A 19,561-nucleotide genomic window follows, 5' to 3' on the forward strand; every position below is an offset into this window, starting at 1 on the left:
CCGCCGCCGTGCATCACCGCTCGCGAAGCGGCACCGAGACGTAGCTGGGGTCGCCCTGCGGCGAGGAGAAGGTCAGCTGCGCGCCGGTGGGGTTGTGCTCGATGTAGAGCGGGTCGACGGTGTCGACGACGAGGGCGAGCCGGTGGCCCGCGGGCACGTCGTAGGCGGTCGAGAAGAGCTCCAGGTCCACGCCGAAGGCCTGGCCCGGGGTCTTGCCGTGGAAGGTGTACGGGGCGTTGCTGACCAGCTTGCCGATGCCGAGCGGGCCGACGTCGTAGAGGTAGGCGACGAAGGTGCCGTCGCCCTTGGTGGGCGTGACGGTGGTGTGCAGCTTCGCGGTGCCGCGGATCCGGCGGGCCCGGTCGTAGCGCTCCGACTGCCAGACGCCGGCGAAGGCCCGGGGGAGGAGCGGGATCGAGGCGACCGGGGGCGCCTTGAAGAACTGGTCGAGGACGCTGGAGAGCAGGACCACGCCGCCGTTGGCCCCGGAGTCGACGTTCGCGAAGAGGTGCTCGCTGTCGGAGAGCGCGAGTCTCTCGGTGCCGCCGGAGCCGACCGACGCCCAGTCGGCGTAGCCCTCGTAGCCGCTGTCGCTGCGGGACTTGATCTGTACCGGGGCCTCGGTGTCGACGCCGTTGCGCTCGCCCTTGAGGTAGCGGTCGAACCAGCGGTGGGCGTTGGTCCAGGTGTCGTTGGGCAGGCCGAGCAGGCCGGTGCCCTCGGCGGTGGCGTGGTCGCCCGGCCGGAACTCCAGCCGCTTGGGGCCGGTCAGCCGCTCGTAGAACTTCGCGTACTGGTTGGGCGGGAAGATCGTGTCGCCCCAGGCGTTGCCGAGCATGATCGCGGCGCCGTTGGCGTTGATCCGGTCCACCTGCTCGGCGGCCGAGCGCTTTCTGCCCCACTCGATCATCTGCTGTTCGCGGTCCAGCCGGGAGCCCAGGAAGTCGCCCAGGATCGACTGGAGTTCGGGGCCGGGGCGGCCGGTGAGGTAGCCGGCGGCGCCGAGCAGCCCGGCGGCCTGGAGGTGCTGGGTGCGGCCCGAGTAGATGGATTCGATGAGGTCGGCCCAGCCGCTCATCGCGACCACGGCCTTGACGCGCGGGTCGTGCGCCGAGGCCAGCAGGCTGATGCCGGCGCCGTACGAGACCCCGCCCAGTCCGATGCGGTCCGCGTCGGCGGGGGTGTGGGCGAGGGCCCAGTCGATGACGGCGGAGACATCGGCGATGTCCGGCGGCCCGGCCACCTCTATCCGGCCGCCGGAGAGCCAGAAGCCCCGTGAGGTGTAACTGACCACGACGTAGCCGGAGTCGGCGAGCTTCTTGGCCTGGGCGATGTATTCGATCTGCGGCATGCCCCAGCTGGTGGGCAGCACGATCAGGGGATACTTCCGGCCGCTCTGCGCTCCGGCCGGGGTGAAGACGTTGCCCTTGAGGGTGATGCCGCCGGATCCGGGGATGTCGTGAAAGCGCAGGTCCGCCGGAGCGGCCTGCGGGGCGGCGGCGGTGGTGGTGGCGGCGGGCGCGTTGGCCGCCTGGGCCTGGTGGGGGGCCAGGCCCAGGGCGGTCGCCGCCAGGAGTGCCGCCACGGCTGCGGCGGTGGTGGTGCGTTCCATCGGTCGCTCCTCGCGTGCACCGGAGTCCTGAAAGTGACCCGACGGTAACGGGAGCGGCTTACCGAAGGTAACCCGTCGGTAAGTTACGTGGTGGTAACAATTGAACGAGAGTCAGGAAGGGAGGTCCGCAGGTCAGCCGTTCTGCGGGGCGGCCGACAGGGCGCTCTTGGCCTTCCACTCGTCCCAGGAGAGGTTCCACTCGCCGTAGCCGTTGCCGATCGGAGCCTGGCCCTTGGAGCCCTCGCCGACCACCTCGAAGAGGTCGCCGACCTGGGACTGGCCGAAGAACTCCTTGGCGTTGGCGTCGCTCATCCCCACGCAGCCGGAACTGCTGTTGGAGCGGCCGAAGTTGGCCTCGTTCCACGGCGCCGCGTGCGCGTACATGCCGGACCAGGTCAGGCGCATCGAGTAATCGACCATCTTGTCGTACGCGTTGTCCAGGCCCACCGTCTGGGAGTCCATCCGGATGGTGCCCTCCTTGGTCATGATCACCATCTTCCCGGACCAGGAGGCCTTCTTGCCGCCGGGAGTGCCGGCCGAGATCGGGATCGCCTTCTGCGCCTGGCCGTCCTCGGTCACCGTCAACTTCTTGGAGTCGAGGCTGACCTGGACCCGGCGGTCCTTGCCGATCTTGAACTCGGTGTTGTAGTCGCGCGCGAACAGCCCGCCGCCCTTGCCGGAGTCGACGCCGTTCAGTTGCATGTCGACCTTCACGTCCGTGCCGGACTTCCAGTAGTCCTTGGGCCGCCAGTCGACGCGGTCCTTGCCGTCGTGGTCCTTCATCCAGCCCCAGGAACCCTCGGTGTTGTCCGAGGTGGTGACCTTGAGCTGCTTCTCCACGTCGGCCTTGTTCGTCACCGGGTTGTCGAAGACGAGGGACACCGGCATCGCCACGCCCACCGTGCTGCCCTTGGAGATGTTGATCGAGACCTTGTTCACCTTGTCGGCGGGGCCGGTCTTGAACTGCGTGGTGGCGCTCTGACTGTCGGTGTTCTGGGCCTCGACCTTGTACTCCGCACCGGGCGGGGCGTTGCGCTCCGAGGTCCAGGACTTCCCGTCGTCGGATATCTTCCCCGGCAGCTCCGCGCCCTTGGCGTCGGTCACCTTCACCTGCGCCAGCTTGCCCTCGGCGACGGTCACCGTCACCGGCTGACCCGCCTTGACCTGATCGCCCGTGAGGTTCACCGAGACCGCCATGGGCGCCTTCGGCTTCGACTCTTCCTTGCCCTTGTCGTCGCTCGCGCCGTCACTCCCGCCCGAGCAGGCGGTCAGCGCGGCGGCCAGGAGTGCGGTGCCCGCAATGGCGGTGCGGCGTGTGCGGCTCAACGAAGGGCCCCTTCGAGTCGTGATGGTGTGAACGTCCGCAAAAGGAGATGCGGACGAGTCGACTTTAGGTTCCGCAATCCGGGGAAAAGCTCTTCGATTCGCTTGTGACGTCGACCGCAGCGAAACGGTCATCGTCCGGTCACAATCGCCGCGCACGTCGGTCACGGGCGCCTGTGACAGTCCTGTGAGAGACCGTCAGGACGACAGGGAGGCCGTCAGCCGTGTGTGCACTGCTCGTGAACCCAGCTCAGCAGGACCGTGACCAGGACCGGGGGCTCCGGGTGCGCACCCTGTCCATGTCCGAGTACCAGGCGTTCCTTTCCCGCCACGGCGGGGCCAGTTTTCTCCAGTACCCGTCCTGGGCCCGCGTAAAGGACCTCTGGCGGTCGGAAAGGGTCGGATGGCACTATCCGGACGGTGAGATTCAGGGTGCGGGACTCGTTCTCTACCGGCAATTCCCCGGCACCCGGAAATACTTCGCCTACCTTCCCGAGGGCCCCGTCGCGGACTGGTCCGACCCGCACATAGACCGCTGGCTCACCCCGCTCATGCGTCACCTGCGCACCTCCGGCGCCTTCGCCGTCCGCATCGGACCCACCCCCGCCTACCGCCGCTGGGACGCGGCCACCGCCAAGTCCGGCGCCGGGCCCGGCCGGCAGATATCCGACGTCCTCGCCACCGAGGTAGACCCGGTGGGCGCGGCCCTCGCCGACCGGCTGCGCACCCGGGGCTGGACGCGCTGCGGCGGCGAGGACGACGGCGACGCGCAGCCCCGACACGTCTTCCGCGTACCGCTGGCCGGCCGCACCCTCGACGACGTGTGGGCGGGCCTCAACCAGGAATGGCGGCGCAACGTCCGCAAGGCCGAGAAGGCCGGTGTGCAGACGGTCATCGGCACCTTCGCGGACCTGCCCGAGTTCTACCGGCTGCTGCGCATCACCGAGGAGCGCGACGGATTCAGGCTCGGCCGCTCCCTCGCCTACTACGAGCAGCAGTACAAGGTCCTCAACGAGGAGGAGCCCGGCCGAATGCGGCTCTACCTGGGCGTCCACCAGGGGGAGATCCTCGCCGCCCACACGATGATCACCGCCGGGAAGCGGGTCTGGTACCAGACCGGCGCCTCCGCCGACCACCGGCGCGAAGTGCGGCCCAGCAACGCCCTGCAGTGGCGCATGATGTCCGACGCCCATGCCCTCGGGGCGGAGGAGTACGACATGCGCGGGGTACCCTCCACCCTCGACCCCTCGGCGCGTTCGTACGGTCTGCTGCGCTGGAAGCTCGGCACCGGCGGGCAGGTCGTCGAGACACTGGGAGAGTGGGAGACAGCGATGGACGGAGTCGCCAACACGGCGCTCTACAAGGCGTTCCAGGCATATCTGGCCCGCCGGTGACAGCCACGCACACCGGAACCGATGCCGAGACCGACACCGCCCCGGGCACCGGCACCGCCCACGGCACCGGCACCGGAGCGGGCGCCCCGGACACCGGCAGCGCCGGCACCGGCGCCACACCGGCGAAGACCTCGGTGCTGCGCAGCGGCGCGCTCATGGCGGCCGGTTCCATCGTCTCCCGCGCCACCGGCTTCGTCCGCTCCGCCGTCGTCGTCGCGGCGCTGGGCACCGGACTCCTCGGTGACGGTTACGCCGTCGCCAACACGGTCCCGAACATCATCTACATGCTGCTCATCGGCGGCGCGCTCAATGCCGTCTTCGTGCCCGAACTCGTCCGGGCCGCCAAGGAGCACGCGGACGGCGGATCCGCCTACACCGACCGCCTGCTCACCGCCTGCACCGCGGCCCTCGTCGCGCTCACCGCCGTCGCGGTCCTCGCCGCCCCGGTGATCGTCTCGGTGTACACCCCCTACAGCGGGGCCCAGGCGAGCACCACCGTGGCCCTGGCCCGGTACTGCCTGCCGCAGATCCTCTTCTACGGGCTCTTCACCCTCCTCGGGCAGGTGCTGAACGCCCGCGGCCGGTTCGGCGCGATGATGTGGACCCCGGTCCTCAACAACATCGTGATCATCGGGGTCTTCGGGCTCTTCCTCTACGTCTCCCACGACGCGGCGGGCGGCCTCACCGCCGCCGAGACCCGGCTCCTGGGCCTCGGCACCACCCTCGGCATCGTCATCCAGGCCCTCGCCCTCGTCCCCTCGCTGCGCGCCGCCCGCTTCCGCTGGCGCCCCCGCTTCGACTGGCGCGGCAGCGGCCTCGGCCGCCCGCTGCGCAACGCGGGCTGGACCGTCATGCTCGTCCTCACCAACCAGATCGCCTACTGGGTCGTCACCCGGCTCTCCACCACCACCGGCCGGCACGCCGTGGACGCCGGACTCGCGGGCGGCGCCGGCTACACCGCCTACAGCAACGCCTACCAGCTGTGGATCGTCCCGCAGGGCATCATCACCGTCTCCCTCGTGACCGCCCTGATGCCGCGGATGAGTTCGGCCGCCGCCGAGGGCGACCTCGCCGCCGTGCGCCATGACGTCTCCTACGCCCTGCGCTCCAGCGCCGCCCTCGTCGTGCCCGCCGCCGCGCTCTTCGCCGCCCTCGCCCCCTGGGTGATGGGCAGCGTCTTCGAGTACGGCCGCACGGGCGCCGCCGACATCGAGGTCATGGCGGGCATGCTCATCGCCTTCGCACCCGGCCTGATCGCCTTCTCCGCGCAGTACGTCCTCTCGCGCGGCTTCTACGCCCTCTCCGACACCAGGACCCCCTTCTTCCTCAACCTGGTCATCGCCGCGCTCACCGCCGGACTGTCGGCCGCCGCCTACTTCGCGCTGTCCCCGCGCTGGGCGGTCACCGGCATGGCCGCGGCCTCCTCCGTCGCCTTCGTCGCGGGCGCCGCCGTCACCGCGTACACGCTCACCCGCAGGCTCGGCCCGCGCACGGGAACCCGTACCGAACGGCGCGCGAGTGCCGTACGCACCCATGTGCGGCTGCTGGTCGCCTGCGTCCCGGCGGCCGTCGCCGGGTACGCGGCCGCCCGGGCCGCCGACGGCCTCGGCAACTTCGCCGCGGTCGGGGCGGGAACCGTCGCGCTGGCGCTGGTCGTCGTACTCCTCGCCGGGCCGTTGCGCCTGACGGAGATCAACGACCTGCTGAACTCCCTGCGGCGCAAGACCGGCCGGTAGGGGGGAGCCGAGGCCACGCACCACCTTGGGATACTGACCGGATGCCACGCGTACTGCTGATCGAGGACGACCCATCCATCCGCGAGGGCGTGGCCCTCGGCCTGCGCCGCCGGGGCCACGAGGTGAGCTCCGCAGAGACCGGTGAGGAGGGGCTCGCCCTGATGCGCGCCTTCCGTCCCGAGCTGGTCCTGCTCGACCTGATGCTGCCCGGCATCAACGGGGTCCAGGTCTGCCGCCGCATCCGGGAGACCAGTCAGGTGCCGATCATCATGCTCACCGCACGCGGCGACGACTTCGACATAGTCATCGGCCTGGAGGCCGGCGCCGACGACTACATCGTCAAACCCGCCCGCACCGAGGTCATCGAGGCCCGCATCAAAGCCGTACTGCGCCGTCTCAGCGACCCCGTGGGCGCCCGCCCCGGGCTCGAGCACCACGGTGAGCTGACCATCGACCGGGCCGGGCTGAGCGTCGCCAAGAACGGCGAGCGCGTCCCCCTCGCCCCCAGCGAGATCAAGCTCCTGCTGCACCTGTCGGCCTCGCCCGAGCAGGTCTTCTCCCGCCAGCAGCTCCTCGAGTACGTCTGGGACCACAGCTACCACGCCGACGCCCGGCTCGTGGACGCCTGCGTCCGCCGGCTGCGCCACAAGGTCGAGGACCCCGACGCGAGCCCCCGCTACATACAGACCGTGCGCGGCTTCGGCTACCGCTTCGGCCCCCTGTAGGCCATGGTGAGACGCATAGCGCCGCTCGGCCTGCGCACCCGGCTGATCGCGGCCTTCCTGCTGGTCGCCGCCATCAGCGCGGGGACCACCGCCGCCCTCACCTACCAGCAGGCGCGCAACGCGATTCTCAAACAGACCCAGGACACCGCCGTCAGCAGCCTGCGGGACCAGATCGAGCAGCAGGAATTCCGCATGCCGATGGACCAGCAGGAGCTCCAGCGCATCGTCATCGAACTCGGCAAACGCGGCAAACCGCACCCCTGGATCGTCTTCGGCGAGTACGGCAGCGTGCGGGTCTCCACCAACCCCGGCACGCCCACCTCCGGCGTGATCACCGATGACCTGCGCAACAAGGTCCGCAGGAACCCGTACACCGCCTTCCAGCGGGTCGAGGACAGCCGCGGCAACCCGTGGCTCACGATCGGCGTCCCCGCCCTCTTCACGCACAACGGCTACACCGAGGCCACCGGTGTCGTCTTCTACGCCAGCGTGCCGCTCTCCGCCGAGAAGCTGACCGTCGAGGCCATGGTCGATGCCGCCCAGCAGGGCGCCGTCCCGGGGCTGGCCATCGCCATCGTGCCCGCACTGCTCGCCGCCCGCAGCGTGCTGCGGCCGGTCCGCGACATGCGCCGGGCCGCCCAGCACCTCGGCCGCGGCCGGCTCGACACCCGCATCGAGGTCCGGGGCGCCGACGAACTCGCCGGGCTCGCCCGCACCTTCAACGAGACCGCCCGCGCCCTGGAGGAGTCCGTGCGCGAGCTCCAGGACGCGGAGGTCCGGGCCCGCCGCTTCGCCTCCGACGTCTCCCACGAACTGCGCACGCCCCTGGCCGGAATGCTCGCCGTCACCGAGGTCCTCGACGAGGACGCCGAGCGCCTCGACGCCGACACCGCCAAGGCCCTGCGCCTGGTCAGCGCCGAGACGGGCAAACTCGCCGTCCTCGTCGAGGACCTGATGGAGATCTCCCGCTTCGACGCCCGCGCCGCCGAGCTCAACCTCGACGACGTGGACATCGCCGAAGCCGTGCGCAAGACCCTCGAACGCCGCCACTGGGTCGACGACCGCGTCGTCACCGAGCTGCCGGACGGGGTACGGGCCCGGCTCGATCCGCGCCGCTTCGACGTGGTCCTCGCCAACCTCGTCGGCAACGCCCTGCGGCACGGCGGCGCTCCCGTGCACGTCACCGTACGGACCGCACCGGGGAGCGACGGCGAACGGCTGCTGATCGACGTCGCCGACAGCGGACCCGGCATCGCCCCCGAGGTGCTGCCGCACATCTTCGACCGCTTCTTCAAGGCCGACGCGGCAAGGACCCGGTCCGCCGGCAGCGGCCTCGGGCTCGCCATCACCCTGGAGAACGTCCGCCTGCACGGCGGCACCCTCCTCGCGGGCAACGGACCCTCCGGGGGAGCGCTCTTCACCCTCGACATGCCGCTGGAGGCCCGCGCATGAAAGGCCCGCGCATGAAAGGCCCGCGCATGAAAGGCCCGCGCATGAAAGGCCCGCGCATGACAGGCCCGTGGCCGCGACGCCCCCGTACGGGATCCCGGGCCGCCGCGGCCATGGCGGTGCTGCTGAGCTGCGGCCTCCTGCTCACCGGATGCGGGATCAAGCGCACCGGGGTGATCGAGAGCGGCCACGCCGCCGCCATCAAGATCCCCGGCGGCAAGAACGCGGCCGTCCTCTACTTCGTCTCCAAGGAGGGCGACCGGCTCGTCCCGGTCCCCTTCACGATCGGCACCGACTACACCCTCGCGCCCGTACCGCTCCTGCGGCTGCTGCTGAACGGTCCCAGCGGTGTGGCCCGCGCGGCCGGGCTCACCACGGCGCTGCCCGAGGTGCCCAACGACCGGACGGACAAGGCGACGGTGAGCCCGCCCGTGCAGGGCAACGAACTGACGGTCACGGTGCCGTTCGCCGTCGGCGGCCTCTCGGCGCTGGCCCGCAACCAGGTGGTGTGCACCATCGGCGTCTCCACTGTGCCGGACACCCTCAGCCCCGTGGCCCTGCAGGGCACCGACACCACCCTCCCGGCCGCCGACTGCGATCTGCAGCCCTGACGGGCGCGGCCCCGACGCGCGGCCCCGGCGCACCCGGCGGGGGCGCTCTTGCGGCCGGGGCCGCACACCCGTCACGGTGACCCCATGGACCACGCCGCGGACGTCCCCGACGTCTTCGACCCCCGCATCTACGCCTCCGGCGTCCCGCACGAGCGCTACCGGCTGCTGCGCGAGCGGCACCCCGTGGCCTGGCAGGCCGAGCCGGAGATCCAGGGCTGGTCCGCCGGCCCCGGATTCTGGGCGGTCACCCGGCACGCCGACGTCGTGCGGGTCCTGCGCGACCACCGGACGTACTCCTCCTGGCTGGGCGCCACCCAGATCCGCGACCCCGACCCGGCCGACCTGCCGTTCCTGCGCCGCACCATGCTCAACCAGGATCCGCCCGCCCACGGCAGGCTGCGCCGGCTCGTCGCCCGCGCCTTCACCCCCGCCCGAGTCGACGCCTTCACCGGGCGGGTACGAAACCGGGCGCGCGACCTGCTGGCCGCCGCCCGGGAGGGCGCCGAGGACGGCGCCGCCGACCTCGTGCGCACCGTCACCGACGAGTACGCGCTGCTGAACCTCACCGACCTGCTGGGCGTCCCGGCCGCCGACCGGGCCCTGCTGCTGGAGTGGACCGTACGGATCATCGGCTACCAGGACCCCGACGACGCCCCGCCGCCGGTCCTCGGGCCGGACGGCAAGCCGCTCAACCCGCGCTCCCCGGCCCTGCTCGGCGAGATGTTCGCGTACGCCCGCGAACTGGCCGCCCACAAGCGCGCCCACCCGGGCGACGACGTGATGACCGCCCTCGCCGAAGCCGGACTCGACCCGGCCGAACTGGAGATGTTCTTCTTCCTGCTCACCGTCGCCGGCAACGACACCGTGCGCAGCGCCGCCCCCGGTGGCCTGCTCGCGCTGGCCCGGCACCCGGACGCCTACCGCCGCCTCGCGGACGGATCCGTCCCCTTCGACCGGGCCGTCGACGAACTCCTGCGCGTCCATCCGCCGGTGCTCAGCTTCCGCCGCACCGCCGCCGTCGACACCGAACTGGCCGGGCAGCCGATCCGCGCCGGGGACAAGGTGGTGGTCTTCCACGCCTCCGCCAACCACGACGAGCGCGTCTTCACCGACCCCGGGCGCCTGGACCCGTCCCGGACGCCCAACCCGCACGTCTCCTTCGGGGACGGCCCGCACGTCTGCCTCGGCGCCCACTTCGCCCGGCTCCAGCTGCGCGTCCTCTACGAACAGTGGTGCGTGGCCATGCCCCCGCCGGAACTGGTCGGCCCGCCGCGCCGGCTGGTGTCCAACTTCATCAACGGGATCACGCGGCTGCCGGTTCGGGTGTCAGGGCGGCCCGGGTGACGTCGGCCACGAGCTCGGTCACATCGGGGCCGTACGCATGGGAGTTGATCACCTTCAGGACCAGGCAGAAGGGGTCCGTGCCGTACTTGCGGGCCAGCTGTCCGTGGTTGCGGGCCAGGAAGCGGGCCGCTGCCTGGTTGCTGACGGCGGTCTGCCCGGACAGCAGGAACACCGGCCGGCCGCCCTCCCCGCCCGCGAGCCGGGCCAGCACCACGTGCTCCACCCGGTCCTTGTCCCACCGGTAGCTCTCCCCGCCCACCACGATGGCGCCGCGGTCCTCGTGCTCCTGGCTGTCGATGTTGACCCGCACCCCCGGCAGCATGGAGGCCAGGTGGGCCACCGTACGGGTGTTGGAGGTGGGGCCGCCGACGCAGAACTCGGCGCGCTCGCCGAAGCCCTGACGCGCCTCGTCGTGCGTGACGATCTGGACGTTCGCCCCGCAGTCCTTGATCAGGGCGGATATCTCCAGCAGGGCGAAGGCGTCGTTGCGGTGCACCGACGATTCCTTGCCGCCCATCTGCCGGTTGACCACGAACAGGCAGTCGGAACCGGTCGGCAGCCCGAAGAACACCTGCTTGCGGCGCAGCGTGCGGCGCCACAGATAGGTCCGGGCGAACCAGCCGAACCCGCCGCTGAGGGCGGTGGCTATCACCCCGAGCACGATGTTGCGCACGTCGTCGTTCATGCGGCGGATGGTAGCGGCCGCCCGGCCGTCCTGACGCGGGGGGTGCCGTGAAGTTACGCTGCGCGAACCAGGCCTGACCGGCCGTCGACTGGAGGAACCGGATGCGTGGTCCCGCCGCACGTCAGTTAGCGCTAGTAGCCCTCGCCGGGGCGCTCGTCTCCACCGGGGCCGCGGCCCCGCCCACCGCCGCGTCCCCACCGGCACCGGCCAAGGTGCCCGTAGCCGCCGGATACGGCGGGGCCGTCGCCAGCGTCGACGCCGACGCCTCCGCCGCGGGCATCGCCGTCCTGCGCTCGGGCGGCAATGCGGTGGACGCGGCGATCGCCACCGCCGCCGCCCTCGGGGTGACCGAGCCCTACTCGGCGGGCATCGGCGGAGGCGGCTACTTCGTCTACTACGACGCGCGCTCGCGCCGGGTGCACACCATCGACGGCCGCGAGACCGCCCCCGCCACCGCCACCGAAACCCTGTTCCAGGAGAACGGCCTGCCCATCCCCTTCGCGGAGGGCCAGACCAGCGGACTCGGCGTCGGCGTCCCCGGCACCCCCGCCACCTGGAAGAGCGCCCTCGACGCCTGGGGCACGCGCCCGCTGGGCAAACTGCTGAAGCCCGCCGAGAAGCTGGCCCGCGACGGCTTCACGGTGGACGGCACCTTCCGGGCCCAGACCGAGCTCAACCAGGACCGCTTCAAGGACTTCCCGGCCACCTCGAAGCTCTTCCTGCCGGGCGGCGCCCTGCCGGTGGTCGGCTCCACCTTCAAGAACCCCGACCTTGCGGCCACCTACGCCGAGCTCGGCCGCAAGGGGACCGGCGCGCTCTACCGCGGCCCCATCGCCGAGGACATCGTGCGGGCCGTCCGCACACCCCCGGTGGACCCGGCGGCCACCCGCAAGGTCCGCCCCGGCGATCTGACCACCGGCGACCTGCGCGCGTACGTGACCAAACGGCAGGACCCGACCCGGGTGGGCTACCGCGGCCTGGACGTCTACAGCATGGCGCCCTCCTCCTCGGGCGGCACCACCGTCGGCGAGGCGCTGAACATCCTGGAGGGGACCGACCTCTCGAAGCTGTCCGAGAGCCAGTACCTGCACCGCTTCATCGAGGCCTCGCGGATCTCCTTCGCCGACCGGGGCCGCTGGGTCGGTGATCCGGCGGCGGTGAGTGTGCCGACGCGCGAGCTGCTCTCGCAGCGGTTCGCCGACTCGCGCGCCTGCCTGATCGCGCCGGACCGTACGCTCACCAGCCCGCTCGCGCCCGGTGACCCGCGCAACCCGGCGCCCTGCGCCACCACCGGCCGGGCCGCGCCGACGACGTACGAGGGGGAGAACACCACCCACCTGACGGCCGCCGACCGCTGGGGCAATGTGGTCAGCTACACCCTGACCATCGAGTCCACGGGCGGCAGCGCGATCACCGTCCCGGGCCGCGGCTTCCTGCTCAACAACGAGCTCACCGACTTCTCCTTCGCCCCGGCCGCGCCCGGCGTGCCGGACCCGAACCTGCCCGGTCCCGGCAAGCGGCCGCGCTCCTCGATGTCCCCGACGATCGTGCTGGAGAACGGCCGCCCGCTGCTCGCGGTGGGCTCCCCGGGCGGCGCCACCATCATCACCACCGTGCTGCAGACGCTGACCGGCCACCTGGACCGGGGCCTGCCGCTCGTCGACGCGATCGCCGCGCCGCGGGCCAGCCAGCGCAACCAGACCACCACCGAGCTGGAGCCGGGCCTGTGGAACAGCCCGCTGCGCGCGGAACTGGAGGCGATCGGCCACGGCTTCCGGCAGAACCCGGAGATCGGCGCGGCGACCGGCGTGCAGCGGCTGCCGGACGGGCGCTGGCTGGCGGCGGCCGAGACCAGCCGCCGCGGCGGTGGCTCGGCGATGGTGGTCCACCCGCACGGGAGGCCGTAGCGCCACGTCCCTCACCGCCCTCTAGGGGGCGGTGAGGATCCGCGGACCGTCGGCGGTGATCGCGACGGTGTGCTCCGAGTGGGCGGCCCGGCTGCCGTCGACGGTCCGCAGGGTCCAGCCGTCCGCGTCGCACGTGTAGTCGTCCGTACCGCCGGCGATCAGCATCGGCTCGATGGCGAGGACCAGACCGGGGCGCAGCTTCATGCCGTGTCCCGGCGGGCCCTCGTTGGGCACGCCCGGGTCCTCGTGCATGGCGCGGCCGATGCCGTGACCGCCGAAGCCGTCGGGGACGCCGTACCCGGCGGCGCGGCAGGTGGTGCCGATGGCGTGGGCGATGTCGCCGATCCGGTTGCCGGGCACGGCGGCGGCGATCCCGGCCGCGAGGGCCGCCTCGGAGGTCTCGATCAGCCGGAGGTCGGCGGGGCGGGCGCTGCCGACGGTGAAGCTGACCGCCGCGTCCCCGGCCCAGCCGCCGAGCAGTGCCCCGAAGTCGGCGCTGACCAGGTCCCCGTCCCGCAGCGGGTCCTCGCCGGGGATGCCGTGGACGATCGCGTCGTTCACCGAGAGGCACAGCACGGCGGGGAAGGGCACCGGGGCGAACTGCGGCCGGTAGCCCAGGAAGGGTGAGGTGGCGCCGGCCTCGCGGAGCACCTCGCGGGCCACCCGGTCCAGGTCCAGCGGGGACACTCCCACGTCGGCGGCCTCCCGTACGGCGGCCAGGGCGCGGGCGACCACCCGGCCCGCGGCGCGCATCTCGTCGATCTCTCGGTCCGTCTTCAGTTTCACCATGCCAATAACTATACCGGTATAACAATAACGGGATAGTTATTGGCGTCCGGGGTAGGATGAGGTCATGGTCCGTACCCCTCTCACCCCCGAAGAGCGCGAGCGCGGCGAGCGGCTCGGCGTCCTGCTGCGCGAGGCCCGCGGCAGTCGCAGCATGGTCGAGGTCGCGGCCGGCGCCGGGCTCTCCGCCGAGACCCTGCGCAAGATCGAGACCGGCCGGGCGCCCACCCCCGCCTTCTTCACGGTCGCCGCCCTCGCCGCGGCGCTCGGGCTCTCCCTCGACGACCTGCTGCGCCGCTGCGCCGTCGTCCCCGCCTAGGTCGTCTCTTTCGGATCTTGCTCCCCCAGCTACCGCTGGGAGGTGCCCCCAGGCCCGCGTCGACCGACAAGATCCAAAAGAGACGACCCAGGTCCTGCCGTTCGGGCGGGCCCGGCGGCCGAACGGCCCAATCGGCGGTGGGAGGTCCGGAGCGCGGGGCAAGCGTGAAGGCGTGTCAGCCATGAACGCATCCAAGCGCGTCGGTTTCGCCCTCGTCGGCGCCCTCCTCGCGGGCGGCCTGCTGCTCGCGGCGTGCGCCGTGCCCGAGGACCGGGCCCGCGAGGCGGACTTCCACCACCCCGGCGTCGTCGTCGGCGACGCCCAGCTCCGGCAGGCTAAGCAGATGGTCGCGGCGGGCCGGGAGCCCTGGCTGTCGGCGTACCGGGCACTGCTGAGGACCCGCTACGCCTCGCTCGGCTACACCCCGCACCCGGCCGACGTGGTGCCCTGCCCGTTCAACAGCGGACCGCAGTCCTGTCTCGACGAACGGCAGGACGCGATCGCCGCCTACACCCACGCCCTGCTGTGGTCGGTGAACGGCCGGACCGCCCACGCCCGCAAGGCCGTGCAGATCATGGACGCCTGGTCGGCCGTGATGAAGAAGCACCGCGAGGACAACGCCGGCCTCCAGGCCGCCTGGTCCGGGTCCAGCTGGGCACGGGCCGCCGAGCTCGTGCACGCCGGCTACCCGAACTGGGAGGAGCCGCGGGTCACCCGCTTCAAGGAGATGCTGCGCAAGGCCTACCTGCCGGCCGTCCGCGCCCAGGTGCCCGCCTACAACGGCAACTGGGAACTGGCCATGACCGACGCCGCCGTCTCCATCGCCGTCTTTCTGGAGGACCGGGTCGTCTTCCGGGAGTCCCTGGAACGGTTCCGGGCGCGCGTACCGGCGTACTTCTACCTCAGGATGGACGGCCCGCGCCCGATGGCCCCGCCGTACGCCGCCATCGAGACGGCCGACCAGGTCAAGGCGTACTGGTTCGACCAGGGCACCTACGTCGACGGCATCGCCCAGGAGACCTGCCGCAACCTCATGCACGTCGGCTACGCGCTCGCCGCGTCCGCGCACATCGCCGAGACCGCCTGGCACCAGGGCGTCGACCTCTACGGGGAGCAGTCCGCCCGGCTGCGGACCGCGCTGGAGTTCCACTCGAAGTACCAGCTCGGTGCCGAAGCCCCGAAGTGGCTGTGCGGCGGCAAGGTGGAGCGGACCATGGGGCCCGACCTGGAGGTGGCCCTGCACCACTACGAGACGCGGACCGGCGCGAAGCTCCCCTACACCCGCGCCCTGGTCGAGAAGATGCGTCCGGCCGGGACGGACGAGCTCTTCGTGGCCTGGGAGACCGTCAGCCACGGAGAGGCCCCACCCGCCTGACACCGTCCACGGCGCACGCCTAGGGTGCCGGTATGGATCTCGAGGAGCTCGGCAGAGCGCGGTACGTCAGTCTCACCACCTTCCGCAAGGACGGCACGCCCGTGGCTACCCCCGTGTGGGCCGTGGCCGACGGGGGCGAGCTGTACGTGTGGACGCGCACCGATACGTGGAAGGTCAAGCGGATCCGTAACAACGGGCGGGTCGTCGTGACCGCCTGCGACGTCCGCGGGCGCGTGCAGGAAGGGGCGACGGCGTACGAGGGCGAGGCCCGGCTGCTCGACGAGGCGGGGCTGCGGCGGGTGCGGAAGCTGATGTCGCGCAAGTACACGTGGCAGTACTGGTTGGTCGACGTGCCCGCCACTCTGGCGCGCGGGGGCAAGCGTCCGCACACCGCGATCGCCGTCAAGCTTTGAGATTCCCGTAGCCCGCCCGTAACACAGGTGGGATCCAATGCGGTCATGGAGACCGCGACTTCACTGGCGATCAGTCAACTCTCGGGATATTTACGGGGATTGACGCAGAGACTGGATCCCGGGGCAGGCTGGTACGGGGAGTTTCTGCGCCGGGATCCCCAGGGCGTGCGGGCCTGTCTCGACGGGGCGGCGATGCCCCCGTGGGACGTGGTGGAATCGCTGCTGCGCGACCTGGCCGGCGCGCGGGGCGCGGAGTTCGCGGCCCGGGAGACCGTATACGCGGCCCGGCTGCGGGCCGCGGCCGTCACCGCGTGGGACCGGCTGCCGGGCGGCGAGGAGGAGCTGCGGACCCTGCTCGGGGCGGCTGCCTCCCAGCGGGCCGAGTCGCAGGCGGCCCTGCGGGACCTGACGGTACGGCTCGGCGGGTCCACCGACCTGGCGGAGACGGACGCCCTCACCAGGGAACTGGTCTGGGCCCAGGACGACGTGGCCCGCGCCGCGGCCCGCCACGAGGATCTGTCGGCGCGTCTGCGGGCCCTGCGGGCGGGCCCGCAGGGGTTGTGGTCCGCCCGGCCGGAGGTCGCGGAGTGGCTGCCCGGGGTGCCCCGGCAACGGCCTGCGCAGGCCGGACCGCCCGCCGGCCGGACGGGGGCGGAGGAGCCCCCGGCCCGGCCCGAGACACCCCCGGCCCGGCCCGAGACACCCCCGGCCCGGCCCGAGACACCCCCGGCCCGGCCCGAGGCGCCCCCTGCCCGGCCCGAGACGCCGGTCGGCCGCGCCGAAGGGCGGTGGCTGCGCGGTGCACGGCGCTCCGGAGGCGCCCGGTACGCGGGCTCGGCGGCCCCCGCGGCCCCGGCCTTCACCCTGCCGCCGGGGTACACCGACGGGGACGGCGCGCCGGATTCGGCTCCCGGCGCGGCCCTGCCCGCGCCGCGCGGAGCCCGCTTCGTCGGCCCGGCCCCCGACCCCGAGCCCGACCCCGAGCCCGGCCCCGCAGCCGACCCCGCCGCCGGGCCCGCCGCCCACCCCGCGCCGCCGGCGAAAGCTCCCGGAGCCGTCGCTGCCGCCCTGCTCGCCCTGCGCGCGCAGGGCCGCAGCGGCGAGGCGCACGCCCTGCTGTGCGAGGCCGCGGCCCGGCCCGCCGAGCACCTGCCCGCCCTCGCCGCCGAGCTGACCCGGGCCGGGCTCGCGGCCGACTGGGCCACCCTGCTGTGGGAGGCGGCCTCGCTCCCGCCCGAACGGCTCGCGGCGGCCGCGGCCGCCCTCGGCGCCGCCGGCCGGGAGGCCGACTGCGACGCCCTGCTGCGCCAGGGCGTGGCCCGACCCGTCGCCGAGGTCGCGGACGCGGCGCTCGCCCTCGGCGGGTCCGGCCGGATCCGCGAGGCCGACGCCCTGCTCGGCGCCTTCGTCCGGGTGCGCACCGCCGAGGAGGCGGCGGGGCTGGCCCGGCACGACCCGCAGTGGTTCGCGCCGCGGCTGCTCCGGGCGGCCCGGGCGCTGTCCGCAACCCGGCACCGAGACCTGGCCCACGCCCTCCGGGTGGCGGGCATCGGCGGGGCCTGGGGTTGCTAACCCGCCCGTCTGCTGACCGCATTCGACCGCGCGGCGACGTAACGTGATCGACTACTCCAACCGCGCACGGCGCTCTTGCCCCACGCTGTGACGAGGCCTACGTTCTACTCCCTACGCACACCGTCTACGTGCGTAGAACCCGGCGTTCCCGTCGCGAGGAGCAGCTCATGGCCCAAGTCGTCCGCGCCGCGCTGGTCCAGGCCACCTGGACCGGAGACACCGATTCGATGATCGCCAAACACGAGGAGTACGCCCGCCGGGCGGCTGCCGAGGGCGCGAAGATCATCGGCTTCCAGGAAGTCTTCAACGCCCCCTACTTCTGCCAGGTCCAGGAGCCCGAGCACTACCGCTGGGCCGAGGCCGTCCCCGACGGCCCGACCGTACGCCGTATGCAGGACCTGGCCCGCGAGACCGGCATGGTGATCGTCGTACCGGTCTTCGAGCTGGAGAGCGAGGGCTTCTACTACAACACCGCCGCCGTCATCGACGCCGACGGCAGCTACCTGGGCAAGTACCGCAAGCACCACATTCCCCAGGTCAAAGGCTTCTGGGAGAAGTACTACTTCCGTCCGGGCAACCTCGGCTGGCCCGTCTTCGACACCGCCGTCGGCCGGATCGGCGTCTACATCTGCTACGACCGCCACTTCCCCGAGGGATGGCGCCAACTGGGCCTGGCCGGAGCCCAGCTGGTCTACAACCCGTCCGCCACCTCCCGAGGCCTGTCCGCATACCTGTGGCAGCTGGAGCAGCCCGCCTCCGCCGTCGCCAACGAGTACTTCATTGCCGCCATCAACCGCGTCGGCCAGGAGGAGTACGGCGACAACGACTTCTACGGCACCAGCTACTTCGTCGACCCGCGCGGCCAGTTCGTCGGGGAGGTCGCCAGCGACAAGGACGAGGAACTCGTCGTCCGCGACCTCGACTTCGACCTGATCAAGGAGGTCCGCGACCAGTGGGCCTTCTACCGCGACCGCCGTCCCGACGCCTACGGAGGGCTCGTACAGCCGTGACCAACCCGACCCCGCTCCACAACCGCCACCGCACCGTGCTGCCCGACTGGATCGCGCTCTACTACAAGCACCCCATCGAGCTCACCCACGGCGAGGGCCGTCATGTCTGGGACGCGGACGGCAACCGCTACCTCGACTTCTTCGGCGGCATCCTCACCACGATGACCGCCCACGCCCTGCCCGAGGTCACCAAGGCCGTGTCCGAGCAGGCCGGGCGGATCATCCACTCCTCCACGCTCTACCTCAACCGGCCGATGATCGAGCTGGCCGAGCGGGTCGCCGCCCTCTCCGGCATCCCCGACGCCCGGGTCTTCTTCACCACCTCCGGTACCGAGGCCAACGACACCGCCCTGCTGCTCGCGACGACGTACCGCCGCTCCAACCAGATCCTGGCGATGCGCAACAGCTACCACGGCCGGTCCTTCTCCACCGTCTCGATCACCGGCAACCGCGGCTGGTCCCCGACCAGCCTCTCGCCGCTCCAGACGTACTACGTCCAGGGCGCCGTCCGCACCCGCGGCCCGCTCGCCCACCTGGACGACGCGGCCTTCACCGCCGCCGCCGTCGCGGACCTGGAGGACGTGCTCGGCCAGGCCCGCGGGGGAGTGGCCGCCCTCATCGCCGAGCCGATCCAGGGCGTCGGCGGCTTCACCTCACCGCCCGACGGCCTCTACGGTGCCTTCCGAGAGGTCCTGGACCGCCACGGCATCCTGTGGATCAGCGACGAGGTGCAGACCGGCTGGGGTCGCACCGGTGAGCACTTCTGGGGCTGGCAGGCGCACGCCCAGAACGGCCCGCCGGACATCCTCACCTTCGCCAAGGGCATCGGCAACGGCATGTCCATCGGCGGGGTCGTGGCCCGTGCCGAGGTGATGAACTGCCTGGACTCCAACTCCATCTCCACCTTCGGCGGTTCCCCGGTCACCATGGCGGCCGGCGTCGCCAACCTCGCGTACCTGCTGGAGCACGACCTCCAGGGCAACGCCCGCCGCGTCGGCGGCCTGCTCCTGGAGCGGCTGCGGGGGATCGCCGCCACCGTGCCCGCCGTACGGGAGGTCCGCGGCCGGGGCCTGATGGCCGGCCTGGAACTCACCAAGCCCGGCACCGACGAGGCCGACCCGGACGCGGCCGCCGCCGTCCTGGAGGCGGCCCGCGAGGGCGGCCTGCTGCTCGGCAAGGGCGGCGGGTACAACACCAGCGTGCTGCGCATCGCGCCGCCGCTCTCCCTCACCGTCGCCGAGGCGGAAGAGGGCGCCGAGATCCTCGAACAGGCCTTGCGCAGCATTTGAGTAGGGGGATC

At 72.3% G+C, this 19,561-nt stretch carries 17 protein-coding genes; 13 read left to right on the plus strand and 4 right to left on the minus strand.

Translation table 11 applies throughout. The features are described 5' to 3' along the window. Positions 1–13 precede the first annotated feature (13 nt). Positions 14–1,612: a CocE/NonD family hydrolase gene (locus tag OG753_RS32725; RefSeq protein ID WP_405791161.1), complete on the minus strand. Its 1,599-nt coding sequence runs from the start codon at positions 1,610–1,612 to the stop codon at positions 14–16. A 132-nt stretch (positions 1,613–1,744) separates the two neighbouring features. Beyond that, positions 1,745–2,938 carry an Ig-like domain-containing protein gene (locus OG753_RS32730; RefSeq protein ID WP_327265192.1) on the minus strand — a complete coding sequence of 398 codons (1,194 nt, stop codon included), beginning with the start codon at positions 2,936–2,938 and terminating at the stop codon, positions 1,745–1,747. A 221-nt stretch (positions 2,939–3,159) separates the two neighbouring features. Here OG753_RS32730 and OG753_RS32735 point away from each other — a divergent pair, with 221 nt between their 5' ends. The 6 genes from OG753_RS32735 to OG753_RS32760 all read left to right on the plus strand — a co-directional run bounded on the left by OG753_RS32735 (position 3,160) and on the right by OG753_RS32760 (position 10,194). After that, positions 3,160–4,329 carry a lipid II:glycine glycyltransferase FemX gene (locus OG753_RS32735; RefSeq protein ID WP_401276217.1) on the plus strand — a complete coding sequence of 390 codons (1,170 nt, stop codon included), beginning with the start codon at positions 3,160–3,162 and terminating at the stop codon, positions 4,327–4,329. Next, positions 4,326–6,065 (plus strand): murein biosynthesis integral membrane protein MurJ, encoded by a 1,740-nt coding sequence (murJ, locus tag OG753_RS32740; protein WP_405791162.1) that lies wholly within the window; start codon positions 4,326–4,328, stop codon positions 6,063–6,065. The genes OG753_RS32735 and murJ overlap by 4 nt, the downstream gene beginning before the upstream one ends. Positions 6,066–6,106: 41 nt before the next feature. After that, positions 6,107–6,790 carry a response regulator transcription factor gene (locus OG753_RS32745; RefSeq protein WP_327265193.1) on the plus strand — a complete coding sequence of 228 codons (684 nt, stop codon included), beginning with the start codon at positions 6,107–6,109 and terminating at the stop codon, positions 6,788–6,790. Positions 6,791–6,793: 3 nt separating this feature from the next. After that, a complete protein-coding gene (locus OG753_RS32750; protein ID WP_405791163.1) occupies positions 6,794–8,242 on the plus strand; it encodes an ATP-binding protein in 1,449 nt (482 codons plus the stop codon). 56 nt (positions 8,243–8,298) lie between these two features. Then, positions 8,299–8,850 carry a hypothetical protein gene (locus OG753_RS32755; RefSeq protein WP_405791164.1) on the plus strand — a complete coding sequence of 184 codons (552 nt, stop codon included), beginning with the start codon at positions 8,299–8,301 and terminating at the stop codon, positions 8,848–8,850. 84 nt (positions 8,851–8,934) lie between these two features. Beyond that, positions 8,935–10,194: a cytochrome P450 gene (locus OG753_RS32760; RefSeq protein WP_405791165.1), complete on the plus strand. Its 1,260-nt coding sequence runs from the start codon at positions 8,935–8,937 to the stop codon at positions 10,192–10,194. Here OG753_RS32760 and OG753_RS32765 read toward each other — a convergent pair. Next, positions 10,154–10,879: a hypothetical protein gene (locus OG753_RS32765; RefSeq protein ID WP_405791166.1), complete on the minus strand. Its 726-nt coding sequence runs from the start codon at positions 10,877–10,879 to the stop codon at positions 10,154–10,156. The two genes, OG753_RS32760 and OG753_RS32765, sit on opposite strands and share 41 nt — an antisense overlap. A 101-nt stretch (positions 10,880–10,980) precedes the next feature. On the opposite strand from OG753_RS32765, the gene ggt reads away from it, so the two are divergent. Continuing rightward, the gene (gene ggt, locus OG753_RS32770; protein WP_405791167.1) at positions 10,981–12,786 is read left to right on the plus strand and encodes a gamma-glutamyltransferase; all 1,806 of its coding nucleotides are present in this window, start codon (positions 10,981–10,983) and stop codon (positions 12,784–12,786) included. A gap of 21 nt (positions 12,787–12,807) precedes the next feature. Here ggt and map read toward each other — a convergent pair whose 3' ends face one another. Next, on the minus strand, positions 12,808–13,575 hold the full coding sequence (gene map, locus OG753_RS32775; RefSeq protein WP_327265198.1) for a type I methionyl aminopeptidase: 768 nt from the start codon (positions 13,573–13,575) through the stop codon (positions 12,808–12,810). A 64-nt stretch (positions 13,576–13,639) separates the two neighbouring features. On the opposite strand from map, the gene OG753_RS32780 reads away from it, so the two are divergent. The 6 genes from OG753_RS32780 to OG753_RS32805 all read left to right on the plus strand — a co-directional run bounded on the left by OG753_RS32780 (position 13,640) and on the right by OG753_RS32805 (position 19,550). Then, complete coding sequence (locus OG753_RS32780; protein WP_202198890.1) at positions 13,640–13,891, plus strand: helix-turn-helix domain-containing protein; 252 nt, start codon at positions 13,640–13,642, stop codon at positions 13,889–13,891. 181 nt (positions 13,892–14,072) lie between these two features. Then, on the plus strand, positions 14,073–15,266 hold the full coding sequence (locus OG753_RS32785; RefSeq protein ID WP_405791168.1) for an alginate lyase family protein: 1,194 nt from the start codon (positions 14,073–14,075) through the stop codon (positions 15,264–15,266). A gap of 32 nt (positions 15,267–15,298) precedes the next feature. Continuing rightward, entirely contained in the window at positions 15,299–15,679 is a 381-nt protein-coding gene (locus OG753_RS32790) for a PPOX class F420-dependent oxidoreductase (protein WP_327265200.1), read from the plus strand. 99 nt (positions 15,680–15,778) lie between these two features. Continuing rightward, complete coding sequence (locus OG753_RS32795) at positions 15,779–17,251, plus strand: hypothetical protein (protein ID WP_405791169.1); 1,473 nt, start codon at positions 15,779–15,781, stop codon at positions 17,249–17,251. A gap of 167 nt (positions 17,252–17,418) precedes the next feature. Then, the gene (locus OG753_RS32800) at positions 17,419–18,261 is read left to right on the plus strand and encodes a nitrilase-related carbon-nitrogen hydrolase (protein WP_327265202.1); all 843 of its coding nucleotides are present in this window, start codon (positions 17,419–17,421) and stop codon (positions 18,259–18,261) included. Beyond that, positions 18,258–19,550, plus strand: coding sequence for an aspartate aminotransferase family protein (locus tag OG753_RS32805; RefSeq protein WP_405791170.1), 1,293 nt, complete (start codon positions 18,258–18,260; stop codon positions 19,548–19,550). Before OG753_RS32800 ends, OG753_RS32805 begins: the two co-directional genes overlap by 4 nt. Positions 19,551–19,561: the final 11 nt, after the last annotated feature.

This window comes from Streptomyces sp. NBC_00029 (genome assembly GCF_045160505.1).
Taxonomy (GTDB): domain Bacteria; phylum Actinomycetota; class Actinomycetes; order Streptomycetales; family Streptomycetaceae; genus Streptomyces.